Below are 24,616 nucleotides of genomic sequence, written 5' to 3'. Positions count from 1 at the left end.
AAAAAATAAGAGGGATATTATGAAGAAAAAAAGAGGATGGTTTATAGGACTGTTTGCGATAGTATTTGTTGTTGGATACGCTTGTGCAGATCAGCCGCTTGATTCACCTAGCTCAGGACCTGAGCAAACGGCCAACCTGCAACAGATAGAGGGGAAGGCCCATGCATCGGCTAATCATGATCAACTGAATTTCCGCACTCATCTTCAAGGTAATAACGAAGTTCCTGCCGTTGAAACGAATGCCCAGGGACAGGCAACATTCAAGATGAGTAAGGATGGCAGCTCTATTAGCTATAAGCTGATAGTATCCAACATTGAAAATGTTCTGATGGCTCATATCCACAATGCTCCGGCCGGAGAGAATGGCGGAGTAGTAGTTTGGCTCTATCCCGCTTCGCCTCCGCCGGCACTGATCGAAGGACAATTCCAGGGCGTACTGGCAGAAGGGACTATCACGGCGGATAACCTTGTTGGATCACTGGCAGGTCAAACATTAGACGACTTGATAGAGGAAATAAAAGCTGGAAATACGTATGTCAACGTTCATACCACTCAAGTTCCATCCGGAGAAATCCGCGGACAGATTCATTAAGGTCAGAACCCCTTCAGTATACCTACTAGCTAAGGTTTAATAGTAAAAACAGGTGTTGTAACTTTGAAGATACCAGTCCGCTTTGCTGAGTAAGGAAGCGGACTGGTATTTATCAATTCAAATTAATTATTACCTTCTTCTGGTTATCCCGGTTGACCTCGGTTCAAACCTATACCATACTATTCAATTTATCTTTATTTCAGATAGATGGGATGGTTCCTATTTCCCGTATTTATAAATTTAATACGCATAATAAATCCTAATGCTTAAGTTATGGCGTATTAACATGTACCTGTGGAAGTGAGAATTTATTTATTGAAACAAGTTTTCTTTTAAATATAACTCGGTCATCCTATGAAACGTTTTTTACTGGTTCTTCTGATGCTTTTTGTTTTTGTCCATACTTCAGAAGCACAAGATCTTACTATTGATCCCCAAATGTATGAGATCATTGATTCCGTAAGTGCCGACCGATTGGAGTCAGATATTAAAACGCTGGCTAATTTTGGTACTCGTCATACGATGTCGGATACGACCTCCTCAACGCGTGGCATCGGTGCAGCACGTCGGTGGATTAAGCAGGAGTTCGAAGCAATTAGCGATGCTTGCGGAGGCTGCCTGGAGGTTCATGAACAGCGCACCCTGGTCGAAGCCGATCCGGACAGCCGCATTAATGAAGATACCTGGGTGGTTAACGTTTATGCTGTATTGAAAGGTAACACGCATCCCAATCGGTATGTGATTATGAGTGGCGATATCGACAGCCGCGCTTCCGATGTGATGAATGATACCATTGATGCTCCCGGAGCCAATGACAACGCTACCGGAATGGCTGGCGCAATTGAAGCAGCGCGCGTGCTCTCCGATTATGAGTTTGAGAATACTATAATTTTCGCCGGACTGTCGGGCGAAGAGCAGGGGCTCTACGGCGGACGTCATATGGCGGGGATGGCCAAAGAAGAAGGCTGGGAGATCATTGGCGTACTTAATAACGATATGATCGGAAATATACAGGGCATTGACGGAGTCATCGATAACCGGGAATTCCGTATTTTTTCTGAGCCATATTCTGCAAATGCCACTGAGCGCGAGCTACAACTGAAGCGCTTTTATGGGGGGGAGAATGATGGGAAATCTCGTCAGCTGGCCCGCTATATTTACGAAACCACCGAACTTTATATGCCACAGATGGATCCCATGCTGATTTATCGTCTGGATCGTTTTGGCCGGGGTGGCCACCATCGACCGTTTAACGAAGCTGGTTTTGCAGGCGTTCGCATCATGGAAGCCCATGAAAACTATACTCAGCAGCACCAGGATATTAGAACCGAGGATGGGATCGAATATGGTGATGTTATCGAGCACGTCAATTTTAATTATGCAAAAAAATTAACAGCCGTGAATGCAGTTGTCATGTCCTCGCTAGCGAAGGCACCACCCAAGCCCGAAAATGTAGAGATTGGTGGCGCGGTAGAGCCCTCAACCACGTTGCGCTGGGAAAAACCGGATAGTGATTTGATTAAGGGATACAAAATTTACTGGCGGCCAACCTCGGAACCACTTTGGGAAAGTCAGAGATATGTGGGTGACGTCAGTGAATTTACGCTCGAAAACATCGTTATTGACAACTACCTGTTTGGAGTTTCTGCAATCGGCAAAGACGGCCATGAAAGTGTAGTAGCCTATCCCTCGGGATTAATCCGGGATTAGTCCAATATTAATAAATCGACTGATTAAGTTTTGTACTTGGAAAAGGTAGATTTTAAATAACCAGATAAAAACTTATATACTAGACTAATTCTCAGATAATTCTTTAGGCCGTTTGTCCCGTTTGAACCAGGTATTTTAGGAAAAGTATATAGTTCCTTTTGAATAACTATAGATCAAAGTTGAATTCGATGAATCTGTATCACCAGTGTGTTTTTATTGCGTTTAGCTTGGTGGTATTTGCATGTGGACCCACTCAATCAATAAACCCACAACAAGACCAAACGACTTCTTTATATGAAATTGATGAAGAAAACGCAGTCCACCGGCTAAGCCGGGGAATAAAGCATCAAACAGTTTCCCTGGAAGACACGGCGGAAATTAACTTTGAGCCTTATGAAGAGTTCATTTCTTTTTTGGAGGAAAATTATCCGAATTTCCATCAAAAGACAGAACGCAAGCGTATTGGGGAATTCAGCTTGTTATTTAAGTGGGAGGGGAGTAATCCGAATCTTCAGCCGGCCCTGTTGATGGGGCATTATGATGTGGTTCCTTCGAGTGCAGATACCGATTCACTCTGGAGTTATGCTCCATTTGGAGGAGAGATCAGGGAAGGTTTTGTTTGGGGTCGGGGAGCACTGGATGACAAAAGCGGTATAATGTCCATCCTGGAAGCAGTAGAATATTTATCGGAACGCGATTTTCAGCCAGAGCGAACGTTTTACATAGCGCTTCACCACGATGAAGAAGTGGGCGGAGTACAAGGAGCACAACAAGTAGCTGCCTACTTGGAGGAGGAGGGAGTAGAGCTGAAATTTCTGGTGGATGAAGGCTTGCCTATAGCAGAAGAAATTCTTGAGGGAGTGGAGGTCCCGCTGGCTATGATCGGGGTTGCCGAAAAAGGGTCGGTTAACATTGAGCTTACCTACCGTCAGGATGGCGGCCATTCTTCGATGCCTCCCCGGTCTACCGTTATCGGGACGTTGAGCCGGGCCGTTAATCGTATTGAACGCCGGCCAATGAAAGCCCATTACAGCGGACTTATTCTAGAAACACTAGAACCGCTGATTCCCTACATGAGTTTTACGCAGCGACTGGCCTTTAATAATACTTGGCTATTCAGGGGACTGATAAAACGCAAGTTAAGCCGGAATATAGCTACCAATGCCGCCCTGCGTACGACTGCTGCCAAAACGATTTTTGAAGCGGGATTCAAAGAGAATGTGCTTCCAATCGAGGGACGTGTGATTATTAATTTCAGGGTGCATCCCAACGACACTATTGAAGATGTAAGGCGATATGTTCGTAATCGTATTGATAACGAGGATATCAATATTCGCGTGTTAGAGCGGGCCCGTAATCCGTCTCCGGTATCCAACACGCATGCGGCCCCATATCAAATGCTGAAACGTACCATTGAAGAGTCATTTGACCAGGCGCTGATTTCTCCCTCGTTGTTTGTAGCTGCCAGTGATTCGCGCCACTTTCATAATTTAACTTCTAATATCTATCGTTTTCGGCCCATTCGTGCTACACACGACGATCGTCCTCGCGTACATGGTATTGATGAACGAATCAGTATTGATAACTATATGGAGATGATTCAGTTCCAGATTCGCTTGATTAAAAATAGTGCAGGTAAAATGGAATAGGAAGTATGATATTTGTGTAATTTCAGATTCCAGTTAGGCTGGCTTTATTTTTTTCCGGTTATGTCGGTTACACAGGAAGCTGAACGACAAATATTGTCCCTTTACCTTCTTCCGAGTTTACCTGCATCTGTCCATTTGCTTTCTGGACCAGATGATGAACCAGCGATAGTCCAAAACCATATCCTTTTTCTCCCCCGGTACCTCCTTCAGAGGTTGCCGTTCCTTGCATAATTTCTTTTACTTTTTCCGGCGGCATCCCGATACCGGTATCTTCTACCTTGATATTCAGGTTATTCTTTTTATGTGCTTCCTTGGTTTCTTCAACCTTTATCTCCACATCAACGATATCGTCCTCTTCAGTGAATTTAATCGCGTTACTGATGAGATTTCCAACGATTTGAAGAAGCTCTTTTTTAGAAAAAAAAACGCTGTCGGTGTTTTTTGACGGTTTAATAGTTAAATTCACCCCTTTTGATTTTGCCTGGGGCTGATATAATTCCTTTAGTTTTTGGCAAAAGCCATCACAGTCGAATTTGTTTTCCCCGAGTTGACCTTTCTCATCTTCTTTCTCCATAATTTCTTCAACAAGTTCCAGCAGACTATGTCCCCCTTTTTTAATCATCTCAACGAGTTCTAGGATTTCATCAATCTGCTCGTTCTTAACCTCATCTTCAATAATTTCAGCAACACCGATGATGCCGGAAATCGGATTCCGGATGTCGTGGCTTACCTTCTTATTGGTTTTGTTGAGTTCCCCTATTTTATTTTCCAGGTCTTTAATCTTTTGTATAGCTTCAAGTCGCCTGACCACTTGTTTGCTGATCATTTCCAGCAGTTCCTTTTTTTCAGGTGAAAGATCTTTGGGATCTGAATCGAGTACGCATAAACTACCTATATTGGCTCCGTTAGAGGTTTTAAGGGGTACACCATAATAATAGCGCAGGAAGGGATCCTCAATTACATACGGTTGCTCTTTGAAACGTTCATCTTCACGTAAATCTTTGATTTCGAGAGGCTCCTCATCTAAGATCGTATATTGGCATACGGATTGTTCCCGAGGCTTTTGCTGCATGCCCGATTCACCCCCTGCTACGGTCCACTGAGTATAACTATCTATGAGATTTACCTCCGATGCTTCGGTACCTACAATTCGAGTAGCCAGTTCTGTCAGATCTTCAAGATTTTCTTCGAGGTTGCTGTAATCCAGATCCAGTTCTGCAAGTTCTATAAGACGCTCAAATTCATTCGATGGTTTAGGGGCTTCCATAGATAGAAGAATATCTGCAAATGAGTTTATTTATATAAGCCAACAAACAAGATAACTATAAAGAGAAGGGAATATTAATTTTAAATTATGATAGCTTTTTCAAATGAAGCTGTCTTACGTTCTCTTTTCTCTTAATGGAAACAATAATGATGGCAAAAACAGACTTTTGTAGAGGAATAAATTCCAATATCTTAATGCGGAATTAAATCATCCGTTATTCTACAGACTTGAAATTTATAATCATTATTTTCCATGGTTTTTCTTAAAGATTTTATCCTCCAAAACGGAACGATTACTAAAAAGAAATACTGGTCCACTTTATTGCTATTTCTCTTTTCTTTCTTTTTAGCAATGCCTGCGACCGCACAGGAGACCGAAACGCTCGACACGCTGGTGGTTTCAAAAGAGGTGGTAATTTCCTCAAGCAGGGTGCCTCAGACAGCAGCAGGATCGGGACGAAATATAACGATTGTGCCGGCTGAAATGATTGAAGATATGCCCGCCCATACGACCGATGAAGTTCTTCGTTATGTCTCAGGTATAGAAGTGCAGTCAAGGGGTGCATTTGGGACTCAATCAGATTTTAGCCTTCGCGGCAGTACTTTTTCACAGGTTTTGGTATTAATCGACGGCATGCGAATCAACGATCCTCTTACCGCACACTTTAATGCAAATATTCCTGTAGCACCGGCAGAAATAAAACGAATTGAGGTACTGCACGGTCCGGCAGCCGCCCAGTATGGCGCCGATGCCGTTGGTGGAGTGATCAATATTATTACGCATACATTTGGTGAGCGAGGTGGAGAGGAAACCACTGATGCCCATCTGAAAGCGGGTTATGGACAGAACGATTTGAAATTAGGTCGTGCCGGTTTTTTCCATCGGGATGAGGACTATCGTATAAGTGGGGGCGGCATGTGGCACAAAAGTCCGGGCCAGCAATTGACAGATGACTATAAGAATCGATTCAATATCGGAAATGCCTCGGTTTCCGGAGGTTTTAAACTGAGTGAAAACTGGGATTTAGCCATTCGAACCGGGTATGATTACCGGGATTTTAACGCCCGATATTTTTATACGGCTAGTCCTCTTGATGAGGCTACGGAAAGGGTAACGGCCTGGTGGAACCAAATGCGTCTTCAGCGGACATCAGAAAATAGCCTGACTACTCTAAAAGGGTCATTTAAGCGTAATACCGATCGTTTTGTTTTTAATCCTGATTTTCCGGCAAACGAGCATACCACAACACTTGGATCATTGCAGTTGAATCAGTATCGACAGTTATCTTCTCAATGGGATTGGACGTATGGCGTTCAATTCGACAATCGATTCATCAGGAGTACTGACCGGGGAGATCATAATAATTGGCATTATGCCGGGTTTTCAATGCTACAGTGGAAACCGACCAATCCTTTGACTTTCTCCGGAAGCCTCCGGCTGGATCATGATGAAAGTTATGGTACCGAAATAATGCCGCAGCTAAGCATGTCTTATCAGCGGGAACAATGGATTTTGCGGGCTTCCGGCGGGAGAAGCATGCGTGCCCCAAGCTTTACAGAGCGATTTATATCTACAAATTTAGAAGGGCCACTGACCGAAGGGCGAAATGTTGGCAATCCCTGGCTGAAGGCTGAGCGCTCGTGGTCAGGAGAAGCGGGTATTGATCTTTTTCCCATTCAAAATATGCGGATCTCTGCTACCGGATTTCTTCGGGAGTCATCAAAGCTTATTGACTATGTAATGAGGAGTTATAATGAGATTCGAAATAATGATAACCTCACGCCCGACGCAAGCTATCTGTATGCGGAAAATATCAACAGTGTACAAACCGGCGGCATAGAGACGGAAATGTCTGTAAGCAGTAAGCTCGGAAAGAGTTGGGTTTTAAACAGTACAGTAGGCTATTCCTTTACGGATTTCTTGAATGATCCAAATGTAGCCTCTAAGTATATATCAAACTACGCCCGTCATTTAGTGAATGGTGTTGTGGCCCTTAGACGGGGAAATTTTGAGGGGGCCATAACGGGACTTTGGAAGCAGCGCCAATCAGATAGTGCGGAAAGTATTAGCGCGTTTAAAAGTGCTGATTACAGCTTGTGGAATGCAAAGATTAGTTACCGGATTACAGAAAATTTTACGGTTGGAATTCAGGTTGATAATCTTTTTGATGCAGAATATCAGGATATTTTAGGAGCCCGAATGCCCGGGCGCTGGGCTTTGGCCAGCATAAGTTGGAATCTTTAATAACTATAAGGAGAGGTAGTGATTTATAGTTAAATAGAAGGAAGGCAATCGCTTAGTTAACATGAGCGTTATATAACATAACTTTTGTGTGTTTTAATCGCGCCATGTAGGGCGCGGCAGAGAGAAGAGATATTTGTTGAAAAGAGCATCCTTTAGAACAAAGTTCTCTCATTTTATCCAACATTGTCGGAATCCTGTCGAGACGGAACCGTTGGTTTAGGATTTGTTTAATTACAATAGTTAACGGTTTATAAGCTCTTGGAGGATTGGCTTAAGCTTGTATTTGGGAATCCTCCCGGGGGCTACATATTCAAGATTGCCTTTTTTATTAACGATAAAGGACATCGGGATCAGCCGAAAAGGTCCATAACCGTCGAACACAGAACCGTCGTCTACTACGATGGGATAGTTAATATCAAATTTTTCTTCAAACGGACGGACAGCCTCCCAGCCTTCTTCATCTACTGAAACTCCTACAAACTGTACCTCACCCTCCATTTCTTTTTGCAGTTCCATAAATTCCGGGATCTCTTTACGGCAGGGTCCACACCATGTGGCCCAAATATTGATGACAATAACTTTTCCTGCATATTCGGATAGCCTGAAGGTGGTTCCATCGGCTTGCTCCAAGGAGAAATCAGGAGCTTCCCGGTATTCGGTTGTCGTTGTATCAGAAGCAGGCTGAGCAAATGAAGGGCAGGTAAGTATAAGGCAAAAGATAATGGATAGGAACGATATTAAATAGCCTTTGTCGGGAACAGCTAATGTCAGACTGTTGAACATAATTATCACCTTAATTACTGGATTCCAGAAGATAATATTTAAAAAAAGAAAAGGCGATCCCGAAAAAGGATCGCCTTTTAAAATGTTTCACTTAAAATTAATCAGTTCGCTGGCTTGACGTCAAAAGGACTTTGGGGAATGGACTCTACCCTTCGGTTTTTACGGCATCCCTGACCCGGATCCTGATCCATGCAGGGGACCGGTGCTTTTCCAAGTCCGCGTATGGTAAGACGGCTTTCTGCCACTCCATTTTTGATGTAAAAGCGGGCAACTTCTTCAGCTCGCCGCTGACTCAGTCGAAGGTTATACTGGTCACCACCTACATGATCGGTGTAACCTACAATACGTATATGAAATTTACCGGCACTCATAATTGCCTTCACATTATCTCGGAGTATGCGTGCAGCAGCCTGGTCAATATTTGAGCGATCAAAATCAAAGTTCACAACACCAAGGTCGTCTTCACGAAGATAGGGTGGGTCTTTTGGATTATTAGGATCAGTTCCTAACTCGAGTTCCTGAGCGTCCGTAAAGCCATCGCCATCCGTATCCGCGTTGTTGGGATCGGTATTGTGTTCATGAATTTCATCGTAGTCACTGAGCCCGTCACCATCACTGTCTGTAGCGTTGGGATCAGTCCGGTACTCATTGACTTCTTCACCGTCGCTCAACCCGTCTCCATCGCTGTCTGCATTATTGGGATCCGTATTGTAGGAATTGACTTCTTCTCCATCGGAAAGCCCGTCTTCATCACTGTCGGCTACCAGCGGATCGGTATTATATTCATTGACTTCTTCGCCATCGGTCAGCCCGTCACCGTCCGTATCGGCATTTTCCGGATCAGTTCCCAGAGATTTTTCCCGGACGTCAGTCAATCCATCACCATCGGTATCGACGTTTTGTGTTGTCTGTTCACTTGTACTACAGCCGTATTGAACAGCAGAGCCGGCTACAAGCATAAATGAAATTAAAAATATATTGAGAGCTCTTTTCATAATAGTATCAGTAAAAATTTATAGTAATTAACAGGCAATAAATATGAGGTTGTAAAACTTTAAAGGCAAAAAATATTTTGTTTAAAAATATAAAAATTTTGGCAGTACGGGAAGCAAGGAAAACTGGTGATAAAGATTAGCATTAGTCCTTTAAACAGCTTATATTTGCAAACTCTTAATGGGGCTATAGCTCAGTTGGCTAGAGCGCTTGCATGGCATGCAAGAGGTCCGGGGTTCAAGTCCCCGTAGCTCCACATCCGGGGGTAGGCCCTGCGCAGCCAGCTCCCTCTGAACTCCGTCAGGACCGGAAGGTAGCAGCGGTAGGAGGTCGTAGCGGCGTGATGCAGGTTGCTTGCCCCCTCTTTTTTTTGTGCATATATTCGGTTTAGCCGGATGTTTTATCTTCGATATCACCGGCAATATGTTCAGCATGAACTCGCGTGTTTTCAATGAACAAGCTGCTGGTATCCATTCCGCCGCAAACAACTCCCGCTACATAAATGCCTTTTCGATTGGTCTCCAGTGTTTGTTCATTATATACTGGCATGCGTTTTTCATTATTGGTTAGCTCAATTCCAAAAGTCTTCATCATTTCAAAGTTGGGCTGATAACCGGTCATGGCTAAAACAAAGTCGTTGGAAATAGTTTTGGTTCCTTCTGGCGTTTCAAGTACAATCTCTTTGGGTCTGATCTCTTTGACTTCCGTATTGAAATAGCCGGTTATCTCATTGTTTTTAAGACGATTTTCAATGTCCGGTTTAACCCAGTATTTAACGGTTTCCTTGATTTGAGAGTCACGAACGGCCAGCGTAACGTTAGCATTGGCCCGGTAGGTTTCCAGCGCCACATCCACAGCCGAATTACCAGCCCCGATGACCAGTACATCCTGCCAGGCATAGGCATGGGCTTCATCGTAATAGTGCTTGACCTTGTCAAGCTCTTCACCGGGGATGTTCATCATCTTTGCAATATCATAGAATCCGGTGGCTACAACAACTTTAGAAGCATCGTATTCTCCCTGGTCGGTTTGAACGATAAACTCCTGATCTTCTCCGTCAACCGCTTTTACCTCTTCATAGAGGTGGATATCGAGATCATAGCTTTCGGCGGCGCGGCGGTAATATTCCAATGCTTCGCGCCGGGTGGGCTTGGGATTGTGTGAGATAAAGGGCACCCCGCCGATCTCCAGCCGTTCGGAGGTGGAGAAAAAAGTCATGTCCTTCGGATAATTATAAATACTGTTGACCAGACATCCGCGCTCAATAATTTTTGCCGAGATATCTCTTCGTTTAAGTTCAATGGCGGTTGCCAGTCCAATGGGACCCGCTCCAACAATAATAACCATAGTTACAGTGCTTCTAATTGTTTGCAGTTTAAATGATCGCTAAAAATATATGAATCAGGTGAATATTACATGAAGTGTAGATATACAAGTATTTTGTGGGATAAATAATTTCCGTTAATGTTTTTTATGGAAGCTTTTGAACCGAAGGTAGACGTTGTTGCATACAGTTCATCAACTCTTCCCGCCTGGAGAAGAACTTTACCGCCATAATTGATATTTTAACGATTCATAGCTCATAGCTTTTAATTTTTGATATATCCATATATAAATAATGACCAATCGATTTGAACAAACACCCCGTGTTGATACTGATTCTTCTAAAAAGACCGTTTCTGCCTCCCGGGCACGGATGAATGAGATGGTGATGCCTAACGATACAAATCCACTGGGTAACCTGATGGGTGGACGTCTGATGCAGTGGATGGATGTGTGTTCAGCCATATCTGCCCAGCGTCATTGCAATCGCAATGTTGTTACAGTGGCAGCTGACAGTATAGAGTTCAAGAATGCCATTAAGCTGGGAGAGTTGGTCGTTATTGAAGGAGAGGTTACACGAACCTTTAATTCTTCTATGGAGATAGCGATGGAAGCGTGGTCTGAAAACTTGCGTACCGGAGAGCGGAAGCTCTGTACTACCTCGTTTTATACATTTGTAGCAGTAGATGCTGACGGACAAACCGTGCCGGTGCCGGAAATTATTCCCGAGACAGATTTTGAGAAAGAACGGTATGAGCAGGCCCAAAAGCGTCGGGAGTTACGCCTTGAGATTTCACGTCAGAATAAGGATGCCCATCAGAAAGATAAATCTAAGTAGTAGGGGAAGTGGTAGAAACTTTCGACATGATATCTTCCAGTATCATGTAGAGACAGGGGACGATTACAAGAATGATAGATGTGGCGAAGATAATACCAAAGCCAAGGGATATAGCCATCGGAATCAGGTGATAAGCCTGGCTGGATGTTTCTAGAATGATAGGGGTAAGTCCGCCAAAAGTGGTTAAGGTGGTTAAGGCTATGGGTCTGAAGCGCCGTAGTCCTGCTTCGTGAATGGCGTCAAACGCGGATTGCTCCTTTCTTTTTTTATTGGCAAGATCGATCATAATCAGAGAATCATTCAATACTACTCCAGAAAGAGCAATAACCCCCATCAGGCTGACCAATGAGAGGTCATAGCCCAGCAGGATATGACCAATAACGGCACCGACAATGCCAAAAGGAATAGCGCCCATTACAATGAGAGGTTGAATATAGCTACTGAATGCAATGGCAAGAAGCGCATAAATCACAATCATAGCCAATGCAAAACTGCCCCATAAGGCTTGAGTAGATTCGCGCATTTCAGCCTGGCTTCCCTCAAAGCTCCAGGTAATTCCGGGAAAATCTTCTCTGAGTTGAGGCAATGTTTCCGTTTGTATGGATTCCAGCACGCGCCCTACGGCATTGGATGGTTCCGCATCCATGCTGACCGATACTACTCTTCGGCCATCCCTTCGGTTAATGCTGCTAAACGCTTCGCCCTCCTCAATGGTCACGACATCAAGTAAAGGGACCTCCATACCTGTTGGAGTTTGAATAACGAGTTCCTCGAGATGATAGAGATCTTTGCGCTGTTCCCTTGGCAGTTTGACACGCACCTCAATTTCATTAGTACCCCGAAGCTGGCGCATAGCAAGCGCTCCATAAAAAGCATTACGAATCTGTTGCCCCACCATGGATGGGGTCAGTCCGAGCTTTCGGCCTTCCGGAAGGAGTTTAAAATCAAACTGTGTTTTTCCGCGGTTGTAGTTGTCATTTACATCGCGGGTTGCATCGTAAGACTCGACTTCATTTAAAAACGACTGGCTTGCTTCCTCCAGCACGGCAATATTAGAATGACTTAGATCTACACTGATATCCGGAAGGTAGCCTGCAGGTCCCCGTTCAGCTTCAAACGTAATTTGGTCTACTCCTTCAATATTTCCGATTTCGTCTCGCCAGAGTTCTATGACCTCTTGGGCTGTCTTGTCCCGTTCGTTGGGAGGTTTCATTACAATTTCGACATCGATAAAACTCTGACCCCGTACGTTGGTTTTTATCCCGTCGGCTACGCGGTGCAGGTTGTGTTCGTCAAACATGCGATGGGTGGCGTCCGAAATTTCCCGGGCAACCTTAGCGGCTTGGTCAGGGGTGGTGCCTACAGGAAGGGATACTCCCGACTCAATTTCATCGGCTGCAACCTCAGGCATCATAACCATTCCCATGTGGTCGCTGTATCCATATCCTCCAACAACAATAAGCAGTGCAATAGCAGTGGTGAGCGTGATATATCGATAGCGAAGACAGAGGTCAAGAAAAGAACGGTAGTAGGTGTCAATAAAATGATTGAACCGCTGAGCAAACGCTTGTTGCCAGCGATGCACCCGCTGGCCAATTTTAAACTTGCTTTCTTCTTTAGAGCTATGAGCAAGGTGTGCCGGGAGAATAAAAAGAGCCTCCACCAAAGAAACGGCAAGGACTAATATGACGACAGCGGGCAGCGGCCACCAATATTTTCCGGTAGTACCAGGGATGAAAAGAAGAGGTACAAAGGCAATGATATTGGTCAGAATGGCAAATGTTACCGGTTTGCTCATATCCCGGGCGCCTTTTATGGCGGCCTCAATGAAGTTCAGACCTTGTTGCCGATACTCAAAGACATTTTCACCAACTACAATCGCATCATCAACTACAATACCAAGCACAACGAGAAAACCGAACATCGAAATCATATTAATACTCAGCCCAATCATAGGCAGGAAGAGCACTCCTCCCACGAAAGAGATTGTCATTCCCATCATGACCCAGAAAGCCAGCCGATACTCAAGGAAAAGTGCAAGAATAATGAGGACGATAAGAATGGCAATAACTCCGTTTTCGGTGAGCAGTGATAATCGATCCTCATAATCCTGGGCACTACTGCTGTCAATACGGTATTGCACGCCCGGGGGGAATCCACTTTTTGCTTCCTCCAGAATTGTCTGAACAGCAGAGGCTATATCAAGAGGAGATTGGTTGCCGATTCTATAAATCTGAAGATCAACAGTCGGTTGTTGATTAAATTCCCCGTGAAAACCCGTCTCTTCGAAGCCGTCGGTAATTTCTGCGAAATCAGCTAGTCGGACCGCCCCTCCTGAATCAGAAGAAAGAACTTCAATATTTCCGAATTCCTCGGCCCATTGTTTGCGTTCCTGCATCCGTAAAAGGATTTCGCCGGCATTGGTTTCTACGGCACCCGCAGGTACATCTTCACTCGACTGGGCAATCAGATCAGCAACGCCACCTAAAGTGAGACCATATTCCCGGAGCCTATTTCGGGGAATCTCTACATGAGTTACGTAATCTGGGACATTGCCAATTTCAACCTGGGTAATCTCCGGGTGGTTTAACAGCTGGTCGCGCATATTTTCCGCCAACTTTCGCAGCGTCCAGATATCAGTATCGCCATATAAACCGATAGTCATGACTTCCTGCTGGTTTGATTGCAGGCGTACTTCTGGTTCTTCGATATCGTCGGGAAAGGTCCGGATTCGGTTAACGGCCTGATCTATATCCTGAAATGTTTGCATACGGTCTGTGCCGGCAACCAGCTCAATCGTAACATCGCCCGACCCTTCATTGGCGGTGGAAGTTACCTCTTTGATTCCATCTACGCCTCTGATTGCTTCTTCAACCGGCCTTAATATTCCTTGTTCAACTTCGGCCGGCGCTGCACCGGGATAGGTAACACTTACTTCTACCACGTCCAGTTGATACTGGGGAAAAACCTCTTTTTGTATATTGAACATCGTCCAAATACCACCGGCCAAGAGAATAATCATCAAAAGATTGGCTGCGATGGGATTGCGAGCCATATAGGCAATGGCTCCGGTACGATCATTTTCGATATTGTTATCTTTTTCAGCGTTGCTCATTTAATTAGAGCTTCTAAATGTTTTGTTTCTATTCTGACATAGCTATCTATTCGGAAGAGGTAGAATCGGTGGCTTCCAGTCGTAGAGGAGCTCCCTCTGCTACAGTTGTGAGGTTGGTTGTCACCACTTGATCCTGTTTATTTAATCCGTTGGCAATATAGGCGTACTGTTCATCCCGGAATACAATATCCACATTTTTGATATGCAGCTGCTGATCCTCCATAATCCAGACTGTATCGTCTGTACGTATGAAATCTCTATTTAGCCGGATGACATTTGTCAGTTCTTCGCCTTGTAATGTGGCTTCTACAAAAGAACCGATCATTAGCTTGGGTAAATCAGCATTTTCAGTATGATAAGCTAATGGGTCAGGCACCGAGATAAGTACGCGGGCCAGCCGGGTTTGTTCTGCCAGGGCTCCCATCATTTTATCCAGGTGGCCCTCCCGGAATTCTCCTTCTTCCCAGGCTGTACGATTTCTTATCTTGACCTCTGATCCTTCTGACTCACTGGTTTCGGCAAAATTGAGCCAGCGAAGTTCGGAAACCGGAACAGTTGCTTCAACCCAATATTCATCCAGGCCTACCAAACGGCCCAGTTGTTCCCCGGCAGCAACCTGGGAGCCAACATTTACATTTCTACTAAGGATATGAGCATCAAAAGGAGCTCTGATTGTTGTTCGTTGCAACTCTGCTTCTGCCTGATCTACCGCAGCCTGGGCAGATTCCACGCTTGCCTTAACTGCATTAAGCTGTGGTTGCCGGAGAATACGGGCCTCATTTTCCTCAGTAAGAGTGTCACCAAATATTCGGTATTCACTTTGGGCGGCTTCCTGACGCCCCATTTCAAGGTTTAGGTCAGATTGGGCCTGACGCAACTCGCTTTTTCGTTGTTGCAAGGTATTTCTGTAATCAGTTGAATCGATTTGAAGCAGCACCTCTCCTTTTTCTACATATCCGCCGGGGGTAAAAGAAGGAGAGCGCTCAATAACTTCGCCATTTACACGGGGACTTAACATGATATCCTGAGCCGCTTCTACCGTACCCATGGCCTTGATTGTGGGACGAAAATTTCCCTGTTGAACAGAAGTAACATCCACAAGCATCGCCGTTTCCTGGGTGGCGCCCGTTTGGGTTGCGGTAGGCTCCGTAGAAAAAATAAGAGTAGTAAGAGCTAAACCAGCAATGAGAATGATAAAACAGATTAAAAGCGTTTTTTTCCAGTCCATGCGGTCGTGATCTTATTTAGCTGGATATTCTAATAAATTAAAGCTCTATGGCTTTTCTATTTCATATGTGAAAGAGAAAATGTTGACCTTTCCAATAAGAAATAGGTTTAATAACGTAAATAGTAAATCTATAGGAATTTTGAAGTTCCAGATTTATGATATGTTATCAAATGGTTCCCTTCATATTGATCTTGGAGCAAGAAATTAAAAGGTAATTGTAGATAAAATCGTTCAGTAAAGCCTATTATGTCCAAATGGTATATCTTGATTTATAAGACAAATCTGAATCCATAAATTGGTAATGGATTGTATTTTTAAACAGCTAAAGGAGTAATTAGTGTACAACTTAGATGGTTCACTTATTGCAACTCCTGCCACATCACGCTGTAGACAGGGAAATACATATTGCAAATTATTTCTCTGCTGTTACTTCCATTTTTGATTCTATCTTGACTTCCGTTTTAACAGAGTTTGCAATAAAACATTTTTTATGGGCCTGATGGTGCATGTCGTCGGTTTCTTTTTTAGTAGGAGCAGAATCAGGATCAGGATGATATGTCACATGTGGATACAGTTTTACTTCCGTGATGGCAAGTTTACCAATATCATTTTTCTCCATCCTTCCTGTGGCCTGATCTTCATATTTTTCGACTATAAATCCTCTTTTGGCTGCAATGGAGAGAAACCAAAGCATATGACAGCTGGATAGGGCAGCTACATAAGCCTCCTCAGGATCTACAGCAGAGGAATCGGACAAGGGTGTAGGAACAACCTGTGGGGAAGAAGATGCGCGTATGGTTTCTCCTCCATCAAAATGCCAGGTATGTGCTCTTTTATAGCGGTTATCGGTAAATTTTTGCCCCTCTCGTGACCAGGATATGGTAGCGGTATATTGTGACATGGAAATAGATTTAGGTATTTGTTGGATGTGATATTACAGTTTTGGTTATAAACGGAACTTATTTTTTAGAATGATGATATTTTAGCTATTAAATATTGGGATAGTAATCAGGTCGGCAAGGGTTATTGAGCGCAAGAATATTATCATTTCTTTATCTACAAAGAAGTTAGACTAACTGCGAGAATGGAAGCTCGTATTTATCCGGATCGTTAAACTATGTGAATTTATTTAATCAGGGTCATTGGGATAGTTTGAATACTGTTTTGTGTGTGTAGGCGTGCAAAGTAAACTCCACTGCTCAGGTTTTCTGCATCAAAGGTAATAAAGTGTGTGCCGGTTTCCAGCTCTGTATCGGTTAGCACCCGGACTTTGCGGCCAAGTACATCATAAATGGTAAGAGTAACTCTGGTTGTGTTTTCGAGATCAAAACGGATATTGGTCTCCGATTTGAATGGATTGGGATAATTCTGAAACAGGTTGATCGAAGTAGGAGTACTCTCCGCAACAGCCTCACCCGGGGGAGAGATCTCAAAAGGTTTTTGTTGTCGCCCTGCATTTATTTGGCTGCGCAGCTCCTCTGGGTTCTCACCAAAAGCATAAAGGAAACCTATTGTTACTTCCGCATTTGGACCAAGGGTATATGGTCCAGAAGCTACGACTGCGGAAGCATCCGTATTTTCAACACTCGTTTTGACTTTCTGCGCTTTGAGTGACCTGCTCTTTTCCTGGTCCGTGAAGCCATCGTAAAGACCGAAAGTTAAACTATCCTGTTCCCCTTCTATTGTATTGTCAATAGCGAGGATGCTGGAGATAGGTCCCAGGCTGGCTACAGAAGCCATCGGTTCATCACTATTTGGCGTTTCGTCAGAAAGATATAAAAGGCTGTCTGATGCCAGATATGTGGTGCTATTATTAGAGGATGTCCCTATATCCCAGTCGTTAAAAAGTCCCACATAAGTGTTCTTAAGGGGATGAAAAGAAGAGTTATTTTGGAGAGTGTATTTTAAAAATACCATATTGTGGAGTTGTGGATTGTCGTAGGCAAAAGTTTCCAGACGGATGGTGGCATCATGGGTAGTATCCGAGTTAATTTTAAAAGTAGTATGTCCATCTAGGTCAGAAATGGCATCCGTTCGCCTAGTAGTAAACAGGTCTATGGGATCAAAATCGCGGGAAAGCTGACCGTCTTCGGTGCGAACAGCATCATAGATTTTGTCATCAATTTCAATCATAAGTCCTCCCTCAAACAGCATATTATTGCCTTCTGTAAAACCATTGTCACTGGCTTTCAGGGGGATAAAACCAACACCTCCTGATCCGTTAATGGGTTGGGTAAATCCGATGGTCCCGTCTGCGGCCATTGATGTTTTAATCCGGTTAGTCGCAATAACTTCATACAGAAATTCATCGTACCGGATAATTCCAAAGTCCTCATAATTTCCACTTGCACTGCTAAAGTCCAGTCGCAGGGTAGGTGTCTCTCGAAGATCAAAGCTTTCTGTTATTGTTAGATCAAAGGTAACTTCCGTAGTATCGCCCGTGGAGAGGGAAGACAAGCTGAGGTTGGTCCCGGCAATTTCAATCCCCTGATTGGAGAGTGCCTGTAACTGGAGGTTTAAATTTGAGGCTGACCGGCCGTTATTAACCATTTGAATTTCTACTCTGCCCGGCTGATTGATCTGAAGTTTTTGATTCTCATTATTTAAGAAACGGGAAGATACAATTCGAAGACCCGGGTTATCAGTATTAAGTGCCTCGAAAGCCTCGATTTTACCCCGGCCTAGTTTATGGTTATAGTCGGTGCCATTGGCATTATCAACCGGAGTGGCAGAAGTTCGAATCTGTTGCCCGATGCGCTCGGCCGACCAGTCCGGATGAATGTGCTTAATAAGCGCTGCCAGTCCGCTAACCACCGGAGCGGCCATCGATGTCCCGCTTTTATTGACAAAGGCCCCATTGTTTCCGGTACTCCGGATACCGGAGCCGGTTGCAAATACATCCAGGTTATAGCCATAGTTGGAGTATTCGGCTGCCGAATTATTAGTGGTTATAGAACCCACGCCAACGACCTTGGAATATCCGGCAGGAAATCCTACTTGATCAAGACCGTCATTCCCCGAGGATGAGATAACTACCGATCCTAATTCAGTGACGTAGTCAATTAAATCCTGTTCCGCTTGCGAAGCCCCATCTCCGCCCCAGCTACAGTTAATAACATCGGCCCCTTGTTCTGCCGCATAAAGAATTCCCTGAAATCCAAAAGCTACTGAATTGGGATCTTCTGAGGTGCCCCCGGCCTTGACGGCCATGTAACTGCTTTGAAAGCTCGCTGCCGCTATGCCGAAGTCGTTGTCGGTTTCAGCGGCCGCAATACCTGCCACATGGGTACCGTGATCCGTCCCGTCAAAAATAGGATTATTATCGGGAGTTGCCTGGTTGATAGAACCGGAATCCCAGAAATCCCAGCCGAAAAGATCATCGATATAACCGTTATCATCGTTATCTGTGTTATCCATCAGGGGAGAATCTGGATGCAGAGCATCATCCAGCAGAATATCACCGTCATTGTTGTAATCATTTCCTTCCTCTCTCAGGTACTGCTTGATTTCAGATGAGGTAATAGTGCCGTCAGAATTTTGGTCAACTTGGGATTGCAGAGTGGAAGGAATTTCCTCCTGATTAACCCATAATTTGTCGTCAAGTTCCGGATGAGTATAATCCACGCCTCCATCAACAATGGCTATAACTATATTCGGATCACTGGTAGAGAGATCCCATGCCTCCTCGAACCGGTGGAACTCGATAAATTTTTCGAGTGTTGGGTCGTTTGGGGTAAAATGCAGGCGCCGAAGATACCGTGGTTCGGCATATTCCACACCCGGCATACGTTCTACCTTTGCGGCCATCTGGGCGGGATCGATGGAGCGGTTAAAGGTTATCTCATGGATGTTCAGCAAAGCCTCAGCCTTTTGGGTATTTTTTTTGTGTAGTTGCTGTCGTTGACCAGAAGTAAAAAGAGGTTCGAAATTTTGTGCCCCTGACAGGCGGAGAAATTGTTCCACTGCGTTTTTAGGATTGGTAGAAAGCTTGGCTTTGAGTTGAGCTATGCGTTGATCAGACTCGTATTTAATGATGAGTCGATCGGGGATCACTTCTGCTGATTGCCCAAGGACCATCAGCGGAAAGCAAAGTAAAATGGTGAATATGATTAATATCTTAAGACGCATAAAGAATATAGTATCAAAAAAACGATCCAATTAGAAAAGCAAGGACATTCAATGTTGTCAATAACTATAGGCAAATTAAATAAATTGTATAATTATGGAGTGTTTAAACCATATACTGAAAATAGTTTGTCAAATCCTTTCTCAACCTTACCTTACGGCTTAAAATTCATTGGCAAGATCTCTTTGTTCTGCACGTTGCAGATTATTGTGATCAAAAATATTTAAAATTAACGTATTTCTGTCCTCCTAATATGAAGAATATGAATGTGTTTTTTTCTCAGAAAAATTTAACAGGAATTCTTGTCCTAATCATCGTCCTCCTTGCTTCTACACCCGTATCTTTACTGGCTCAAACAGAAGGGGATTCTGGTATGAAATCTCTGCGTTCGGATGTGGGAATTAATGGTTTGACTGCAAATTTTCACGGTCTCAGTGATTTCGAATATTTAGGTAATGATACGCTTAACTATGATGGTAGCTCTGAACTCGAATTTGTATTTCGGGATGTCCGGATGATGACTCCCCAGTTAGGAGTGGGCTTTCAACTATTGACCAGTTTCTTTATCGATAACTCTGGTGATGAAACCAATTATGGCGTTGGCAGTTGGGGAATTGGCCCGGTTGTCAGGTATTATCCTTTTGAAAGCGATCGTTTCCAGCCATATGCTCAGGCTAACAGCATGTTCGGTAATAACCTGGCCGTAGGCAAACTGGCTAATACTGAGAGCGGTGGAAATGGATTTCGTGTACGGTTGGGTCTGCGTGGAGGTGTCGCTTATCGTCTTACAAATAATATCGGGCTGTTTATCGAAGGAGGACCTGATTGGGGAAGCGGCAGGCTTTTTAAAGCCGATGCGCGAACATACCAGCTTAACATCGGGATTGACCTATACCGCTTTAATTAGAGATTAATATGAGCGTAGTGAGTCGGGGACTTCTTCTCCCTCTTCGCGCAATTGTTGCAAATACTGTTCTCTTTTGACGGTTCCGCGCCTTATGCCAAAATAAGTACCCAGGAAAGCTGAAAATACAGCCGCAATTACAAATTCAAGTTGTGACTCACCGAGTCCGGTGTCTTTAGTAAAGACCCAGAACAACGTAGGAGCAATCGTTAAGATAGTTATCAGGTAACAGACCCAATCCAAACGTATTGCTTTTATCACAAAGCGCCGGCTAATACCGAAGTTGATGTTAAGGTAAACTAAGCCAAAACCCATTAGAAAGAGATATCCGGTGGTACCTTCGTTGCTTATATACTGAAGAAAGCTATTTGTAAGGAGGATAAGAGCCATCCCCAGCACCAAACTTGCGGAGATATATGCAAAAATACGCTGCCAATTGTTCATAAGAGTTCATCGTGTTGGAATTGAATACTAAGACTGAAAATATCAACAAAAGAAGGGGAACCCAATTGAAATATTGATATTAAGCTAACTATTTATCTCTGAGCCAATTTTCCGGATTGAGGTTATCATTATTCTCGCGTACTAAAAAGAAGAGTGATTCTCCATTTGTAGAGTCTTGGTCACCAGACAGGCCGATTTGATCTCCTTTCTGAAGAATAGCTCCGTCCCGGACCGATATTTCACTGAGATTGCCATAAGCCGTAATAAAGCGTCCATGTTTAACCAGTACCACATCACCGTATCCCGGAAAGGGCTGGATAGCTATGACATAGCCGGGATGGACTGCTTTTACCGGCTCTTGGGGATCGGTCACAATTTCAATACCGAGGTTGGGAGTAACGGTCCCGTAGACCGGATGCCGGCGGTTCCCAAAATGTTCGGAGATCGTACTGCTTTCCACAGGCCAGGGCAGGTTTCCTTTATTTTGTGCAAATTTTTGTTCTATTTCCCGGAGTTCTTCGTCATCCAGAAATTCCTCGCGTTCAACAGGGGCAGAATATCGGGCTACTTCCCGTGCACGCTCCAAGTCATCGTCGATATCTTCTGCTTCTGCAAGCTTTTCTTCACGTTCTGCCTCTTGCTGTCGAAGTCGTTCTACCTGGGCCTGCCGAATTTTTTCCTCTTCCTCAATAAGCGAGGTGAGTGTGTTATTTAAGCTTTCCTTTTGATCCTGTATTTCATTGAGTTCTTCCTGCAGTCGTTTTTTATCCTGCTGTAAAAGAGAGATGTTGCTTTCTTGTTGCTGCTTTTTTTGATCGAGCTGTTCTTTTTCTTCTTCTATTTCAGCAAGAAGCTGTTCATTTCTAGATTGAGCCTCTTTCAACCGTTCCCTTTCCTGTTTTAGTTGTTCTTCGGTTTCCCGTATTTCGTCTGCCTGGTTCTCACGAAAAGCGTTAAACTTCTGCAAGTAAAAAGCTCTGATGAGCATCTGGTTAATGGATGAAGAAGAAAATAAAAGAGCCAATTCCGAAGTTTGTCCATGTTTATAAATGTAGCTAAGCGTTCCCTTATAATCTTCAATTAGCTGGTCAAGCCTTTGCTGGGTGTCCTCAATAGATTTGTTAGTAATATTAATTTCTTCCTGAATTTGCGATTGCTCACGCTCCAAACGGTTTATCTTTTCATCCTGAAGGGCAATGAGTCGCTGTAAATTTTCAAATTGTTCGTAGAGCGAAGAATATTTCTCATTCGTTCTTTGCAGCCGCTGCTCATAAGTACTTATTTGTTCATTAAGTTCATTTATTTCTGCACGGGTATTCTTTTGCTTCTGGAGAATTTCCTCCCTTCGCTCTTGATAATCCTGTCCAGATGCAGTATTCCATGCCAAAAAGAAAGAACTAAATAATACTATGAGTCCTATTTTTTTCATTGATGATAGATACGGATATCGTCAGGTAGCTGAATGGTTAAAGAATCAATTCTGGAGTTAAGTTCCAGGTTGTTTAATTGCAAGGCTATTTTGGATTTCTGTTCTGCCCCAAAGATAGTAATTCTTCGGGGTAGCATATAGTCATTTATTTCTGTGTATCCCTCGTACTGTATTTTGGAGTATGGGAGCTCGGAGTCTTCCGGCTGGATTATCTCATTGATGTAATGTGATTCTTTATTTATAAAAACTTTTGTTCCGGTGGAAAGAAGAAGCTGAAAAGACTGGTCATTTTCCAAAACGTTTTGTACATCTTCTAGGTTTACAGTATAGTTGAGGATATCCAGAATATTTAGAGAAGCAAGTCTGTTGATATGATCCAGGTTTCCTCCCCGAACTGGAATCTTGCGAGCGTACTTATCCACTTTGTTATATACCAGAAGCGTATCCCCGTCGGTTAGAAGCTGTCCGCCTTGAATGCCAATACTATTGCGGACTGTAACAAGACTCTTGGCACGATTGCTGGCAAAAATAAGTGTGACTCGTTCTGTATTCCCGGGTTCGCTTACAATAGCACGTCCTTTGCCTTCCGCAGTTTTAAGTGTTTCGCTGTAACTAGGAAGTTGGTTTACAACTTGTTTGGCATCTTTTGTGGACGAATGATAGTCGGTTTCTGATAATTTTTGGGTACCTGTACAGCTAGCCAGAAATAAAAGTCCGCAACAAATAAAAATAAATAGACTCTTTTCTACCATGTGGGAATAAAAATTCATTCTGTAAATAACTTGCGAAAGTCTCTTTTGTAGCTTTTAAAGCATCTTTTTTGCTCAAAGCAAAGATAAGGATATAAATAATCTTGTATAAACTCGTTATCGTACCCCATCCTGTTATTTGTTCAACGTTTTATTCAATACAATTAGTGCACAGAAAAGATAATCCCCTTGAGAAAATTGTTATAAAAAACTTGTTTTTCGGAGTATGACAATAATTTTTTCCGGTATTATAGATTTAACTGATCGCTTTTCGCCATACATTTAGGCGTTCAAAGGCATGCTTCATATGCGAACCGTACCAGCTAAACCATTCCCCCTCTACTAGTAATACCCGGGCAGCGGGGCATGCCTCTTCTACTTGGCTGATATGCTTTTCTTTGAATGGGAAGGGTTCGCTACTCAGTAGAATTAAGTCGGGATTGTAGCTTTTTAGCTCTTGAAGGTCGAATTTGGGGTAACGGCTTTGATCATCGAAAACGTTTGGTAACTTCCAGTGTTCCAGCACGTCGTGGATGTAGGTATCGCCTCCTACGCTCATCCAGGGTTCTTTCCAAATAATATAGGCAGTACTGAGTTCAGGTTCATCCAGACATTCTGTCAATAATTCCTGGATATCACTGATTAAAGCTTTTGCCTTCTCTGCTACATCTAGTTTTTGTCCCAGTTCGTGGATCGTAATGAGCGCATCTTCAATAGTAGAAATATTCGTGACCTTTACTTCAAAATCATCCATAAGAGACTTCACATCCTGGGGACGGTTCTCCTCCTTGTTGGCGATGATCAGATCTGGGTTAGCCTCATGAATTTTATCCAGACGGGGATTTTTCGTGCCGCCGATTATTGGAATACTTTTAACCTTGTCTGCAGGATGAACGCAGAATCGGGTGCGGCCTACTATATGTTGTTTTAATCCCAAGTCAATGAGTAATTCGGTAAGGCTTGGTACCAAACTGACAATGCGCTGGTAGGGTGATGCCATAGAAATAGATAAATGGGAGCAATGATTACAATTATATATTGACCTTCCCCAATATATGGAATTACTACATTGATTTAGAATTAGCTTTGTTGACCATATAGAAAGCGGTATAATTAACTTATGCTTTGTGAAGCAAAAAAGTTTGCAAAAAACTTTCTAAAGAAGAAAAAATTTTGTAATAAGTGGGATTGTATAATCTAAGGTATTGATCAAAAAAAGACG

Annotated in this window: 18 protein-coding genes, 1 tRNA gene and 1 other RNA gene; 8 read left to right on the top strand and 12 right to left on the bottom strand. The window is 43.5% G+C overall.

Annotated elements, in window-relative coordinates; genetic code table 11:
• Positions 1–19: 19 nt before the first annotated feature.
• From ABEB05_RS11605 to ABEB05_RS11595, 3 genes are all read left to right on the top strand, one after another.
• Positions 20–592, top strand: a complete 573-nt coding sequence (locus tag ABEB05_RS11605; protein WP_265790321.1) for a CHRD domain-containing protein — start codon at positions 20–22, stop codon at positions 590–592.
• Positions 593–946: 354 nt separating this feature from the next.
• On the top strand, positions 947–2,302 hold the full coding sequence (locus ABEB05_RS11600) for a M28 family metallopeptidase (RefSeq protein WP_265790318.1): 1,356 nt from the start codon (positions 947–949) through the stop codon (positions 2,300–2,302).
• A 188-nt stretch (positions 2,303–2,490) separates the two neighbouring features.
• Positions 2,491–3,951 (top strand): M20 family peptidase, encoded by a 1,461-nt coding sequence (locus tag ABEB05_RS11595; protein WP_345694286.1) that lies wholly within the window; start codon positions 2,491–2,493, stop codon positions 3,949–3,951.
• A gap of 67 nt (positions 3,952–4,018) precedes the next feature.
• On the opposite strand, the gene ABEB05_RS11590 is transcribed toward ABEB05_RS11595, so the two are convergent.
• Positions 4,019–5,218: a GAF domain-containing sensor histidine kinase gene (locus ABEB05_RS11590; RefSeq protein ID WP_265790314.1), complete on the bottom strand. Its 1,200-nt coding sequence runs from the start codon at positions 5,216–5,218 to the stop codon at positions 4,019–4,021.
• A 252-nt stretch (positions 5,219–5,470) separates the two neighbouring features.
• On the opposite strand from ABEB05_RS11590, the gene ABEB05_RS11585 reads away from it, so the two are divergent.
• Positions 5,471–7,462 carry a TonB-dependent receptor plug domain-containing protein gene (locus ABEB05_RS11585; protein WP_265790312.1) on the top strand — a complete coding sequence of 664 codons (1,992 nt, stop codon included), beginning with the start codon at positions 5,471–5,473 and terminating at the stop codon, positions 7,460–7,462.
• A gap of 240 nt (positions 7,463–7,702) precedes the next feature.
• On the opposite strand, the gene ABEB05_RS11580 is transcribed toward ABEB05_RS11585, so the two are convergent.
• Together ABEB05_RS11580 and ABEB05_RS11575 are read right to left on the bottom strand one after the other, a co-directional pair.
• Entirely contained in the window at positions 7,703–8,245 is a 543-nt protein-coding gene (locus ABEB05_RS11580; RefSeq protein ID WP_265790309.1) for a TlpA family protein disulfide reductase, read from the bottom strand.
• Positions 8,246–8,346: 101 nt separating this feature from the next.
• Complete coding sequence (locus ABEB05_RS11575) at positions 8,347–9,240, bottom strand: OmpA family protein (RefSeq protein ID WP_265790307.1); 894 nt, start codon at positions 9,238–9,240, stop codon at positions 8,347–8,349.
• Positions 9,241–9,420: 180 nt separating this feature from the next.
• Here ABEB05_RS11575 and ABEB05_RS11570 point away from each other — a divergent pair.
• Positions 9,421–9,494, top strand: a tRNA-Ala gene (locus ABEB05_RS11570).
• Positions 9,495–9,501: 7 nt separating this feature from the next.
• Positions 9,502–9,601, top strand: an RNA gene (gene ffs, locus ABEB05_RS11565) — signal recognition particle sRNA small type.
• A gap of 24 nt (positions 9,602–9,625) precedes the next feature.
• Here ffs and ABEB05_RS11560 read toward each other — a convergent pair.
• Positions 9,626–10,585 carry a YpdA family putative bacillithiol disulfide reductase gene (locus tag ABEB05_RS11560; protein ID WP_265790305.1) on the bottom strand — a complete coding sequence of 320 codons (960 nt, stop codon included), beginning with the start codon at positions 10,583–10,585 and terminating at the stop codon, positions 9,626–9,628.
• A gap of 271 nt (positions 10,586–10,856) precedes the next feature.
• Here ABEB05_RS11560 and ABEB05_RS11555 point away from each other — a divergent pair, with 271 nt between their 5' ends.
• The gene (locus ABEB05_RS11555; protein WP_265790303.1) at positions 10,857–11,399 is read left to right on the top strand and encodes an acyl-CoA thioesterase; all 543 of its coding nucleotides are present in this window, start codon (positions 10,857–10,859) and stop codon (positions 11,397–11,399) included.
• Here the strand turns inward: ABEB05_RS11555 and ABEB05_RS11550 are convergent.
• The 4 genes from ABEB05_RS11550 to ABEB05_RS11535 all read right to left on the bottom strand — a co-directional run bounded on the left by ABEB05_RS11550 (position 11,392) and on the right by ABEB05_RS11535 (position 19,870).
• A complete protein-coding gene (locus tag ABEB05_RS11550) occupies positions 11,392–14,514 on the bottom strand; it encodes an efflux RND transporter permease subunit (RefSeq protein ID WP_265790301.1) in 3,123 nt (1,040 codons plus the stop codon). The genes ABEB05_RS11555 and ABEB05_RS11550 overlap by 8 nt on opposite strands.
• Before the next feature lie 46 nt (positions 14,515–14,560).
• A complete protein-coding gene (locus tag ABEB05_RS11545; RefSeq protein WP_265790300.1) occupies positions 14,561–15,742 on the bottom strand; it encodes an efflux RND transporter periplasmic adaptor subunit in 1,182 nt (393 codons plus the stop codon).
• Positions 15,743–16,154: 412 nt separating this feature from the next.
• Positions 16,155–16,643 (bottom strand): OsmC family protein, encoded by a 489-nt coding sequence (locus ABEB05_RS11540; RefSeq protein ID WP_265790297.1) that lies wholly within the window; start codon positions 16,641–16,643, stop codon positions 16,155–16,157.
• 224 nt (positions 16,644–16,867) lie between these two features.
• The gene (locus ABEB05_RS11535; protein WP_265790295.1) at positions 16,868–19,870 is read right to left on the bottom strand and encodes a S8/S53 family peptidase; all 3,003 of its coding nucleotides are present in this window, start codon (positions 19,868–19,870) and stop codon (positions 16,868–16,870) included.
• Between the two features lie 371 nt (positions 19,871–20,241).
• Between ABEB05_RS11535 and ABEB05_RS11530 the strand changes: the two genes are divergently transcribed.
• Positions 20,242–20,775, top strand: a complete 534-nt coding sequence (locus ABEB05_RS11530) for a hypothetical protein (RefSeq protein WP_265790293.1) — start codon at positions 20,242–20,244, stop codon at positions 20,773–20,775.
• Between the two features lie 3 nt (positions 20,776–20,778).
• On the opposite strand, the gene ABEB05_RS11525 is transcribed toward ABEB05_RS11530, so the two are convergent.
• From ABEB05_RS11525 to ABEB05_RS11510, 4 genes are all read right to left on the bottom strand, one after another.
• Positions 20,779–21,216, bottom strand: a complete 438-nt coding sequence (locus ABEB05_RS11525) for a hypothetical protein (protein WP_265790290.1) — start codon at positions 21,214–21,216, stop codon at positions 20,779–20,781.
• 88 nt (positions 21,217–21,304) lie between these two features.
• Positions 21,305–22,645, bottom strand: coding sequence for a murein hydrolase activator EnvC family protein (locus ABEB05_RS11520; protein WP_265790288.1), 1,341 nt, complete (start codon positions 22,643–22,645; stop codon positions 21,305–21,307).
• Positions 22,642–23,415, bottom strand: coding sequence for a hypothetical protein (locus ABEB05_RS11515; RefSeq protein ID WP_265790286.1), 774 nt, complete (start codon positions 23,413–23,415; stop codon positions 22,642–22,644). Before ABEB05_RS11515 ends, ABEB05_RS11520 begins: the two co-directional genes overlap by 4 nt.
• Positions 23,416–23,650: 235 nt before the next feature.
• Positions 23,651–24,394 carry a helical backbone metal receptor gene (locus ABEB05_RS11510; protein WP_265790283.1) on the bottom strand — a complete coding sequence of 248 codons (744 nt, stop codon included), beginning with the start codon at positions 24,392–24,394 and terminating at the stop codon, positions 23,651–23,653.
• Positions 24,395–24,616 lie beyond the last annotated feature (222 nt).

This window comes from Fodinibius salicampi (genome assembly GCF_039545095.1).
GTDB classification, from domain to species: domain Bacteria; phylum Bacteroidota; class Rhodothermia; order Balneolales; family Balneolaceae; genus Fodinibius; species Fodinibius salicampi.
The sequence above is the reverse complement of the archived record's forward strand: the minus strand, read 5'-3'. Positions and strand labels throughout refer to the sequence as shown.

Excerpts from the sequence above, each read along its gene's own strand:
- ABEB05_RS11555 (WP_265790303.1), top strand. The coding sequence starts at position 10,857 with ATGACCAATCGATTTGAACAAACACCCCGTGTTGATACTGATTCTTCT.
- ABEB05_RS11545 (WP_265790300.1), bottom strand. The coding sequence starts at position 15,742 with ATGGACTGGAAAAAAACGCTTTTAATCTGTTTTATCATTCTCATTGCT.
- ABEB05_RS11535 (WP_265790295.1), bottom strand. The coding sequence starts at position 19,870 with ATGCGTCTTAAGATATTAATCATATTCACCATTTTACTTTGCTTTCCG.
- ABEB05_RS11510 (WP_265790283.1), bottom strand. The coding sequence starts at position 24,394 with ATGGCATCACCCTACCAGCGCATTGTCAGTTTGGTACCAAGCCTTACC.
- ABEB05_RS11550 (WP_265790301.1), bottom strand. The coding sequence starts at position 14,514 with ATGAGCAACGCTGAAAAAGATAACAATATCGAAAATGATCGTACCGGA.
- ABEB05_RS11605 (WP_265790321.1), top strand. The coding sequence starts at position 20 with ATGAAGAAAAAAAGAGGATGGTTTATAGGACTGTTTGCGATAGTATTT.
- ABEB05_RS11525 (WP_265790290.1), bottom strand. The coding sequence starts at position 21,216 with ATGAACAATTGGCAGCGTATTTTTGCATATATCTCCGCAAGTTTGGTG.
- ABEB05_RS11575 (WP_265790307.1), bottom strand. The coding sequence starts at position 9,240 with ATGAAAAGAGCTCTCAATATATTTTTAATTTCATTTATGCTTGTAGCC.
- ABEB05_RS11590 (WP_265790314.1), bottom strand. The coding sequence starts at position 5,218 with ATGGAAGCCCCTAAACCATCGAATGAATTTGAGCGTCTTATAGAACTT.
- ABEB05_RS11540 (WP_265790297.1), bottom strand. The coding sequence starts at position 16,643 with ATGTCACAATATACCGCTACCATATCCTGGTCACGAGAGGGGCAAAAA.
- ABEB05_RS11580 (WP_265790309.1), bottom strand. The coding sequence starts at position 8,245 with ATGTTCAACAGTCTGACATTAGCTGTTCCCGACAAAGGCTATTTAATA.
- ABEB05_RS11560 (WP_265790305.1), bottom strand. The coding sequence starts at position 10,585 with ATGGTTATTATTGTTGGAGCGGGTCCCATTGGACTGGCAACCGCCATT.
- ABEB05_RS11595 (WP_345694286.1), top strand. The coding sequence starts at position 2,491 with ATGAATCTGTATCACCAGTGTGTTTTTATTGCGTTTAGCTTGGTGGTA.
- ABEB05_RS11600 (WP_265790318.1), top strand. The coding sequence starts at position 947 with ATGAAACGTTTTTTACTGGTTCTTCTGATGCTTTTTGTTTTTGTCCAT.
- ABEB05_RS11515 (WP_265790286.1), bottom strand. The coding sequence starts at position 23,415 with ATGAATTTTTATTCCCACATGGTAGAAAAGAGTCTATTTATTTTTATT.
- ABEB05_RS11530 (WP_265790293.1), top strand. The coding sequence starts at position 20,242 with ATGAAATCTCTGCGTTCGGATGTGGGAATTAATGGTTTGACTGCAAAT.
- ABEB05_RS11585 (WP_265790312.1), top strand. The coding sequence starts at position 5,471 with ATGGTTTTTCTTAAAGATTTTATCCTCCAAAACGGAACGATTACTAAA.
- ABEB05_RS11520 (WP_265790288.1), bottom strand. The coding sequence starts at position 22,645 with ATGAAAAAAATAGGACTCATAGTATTATTTAGTTCTTTCTTTTTGGCA.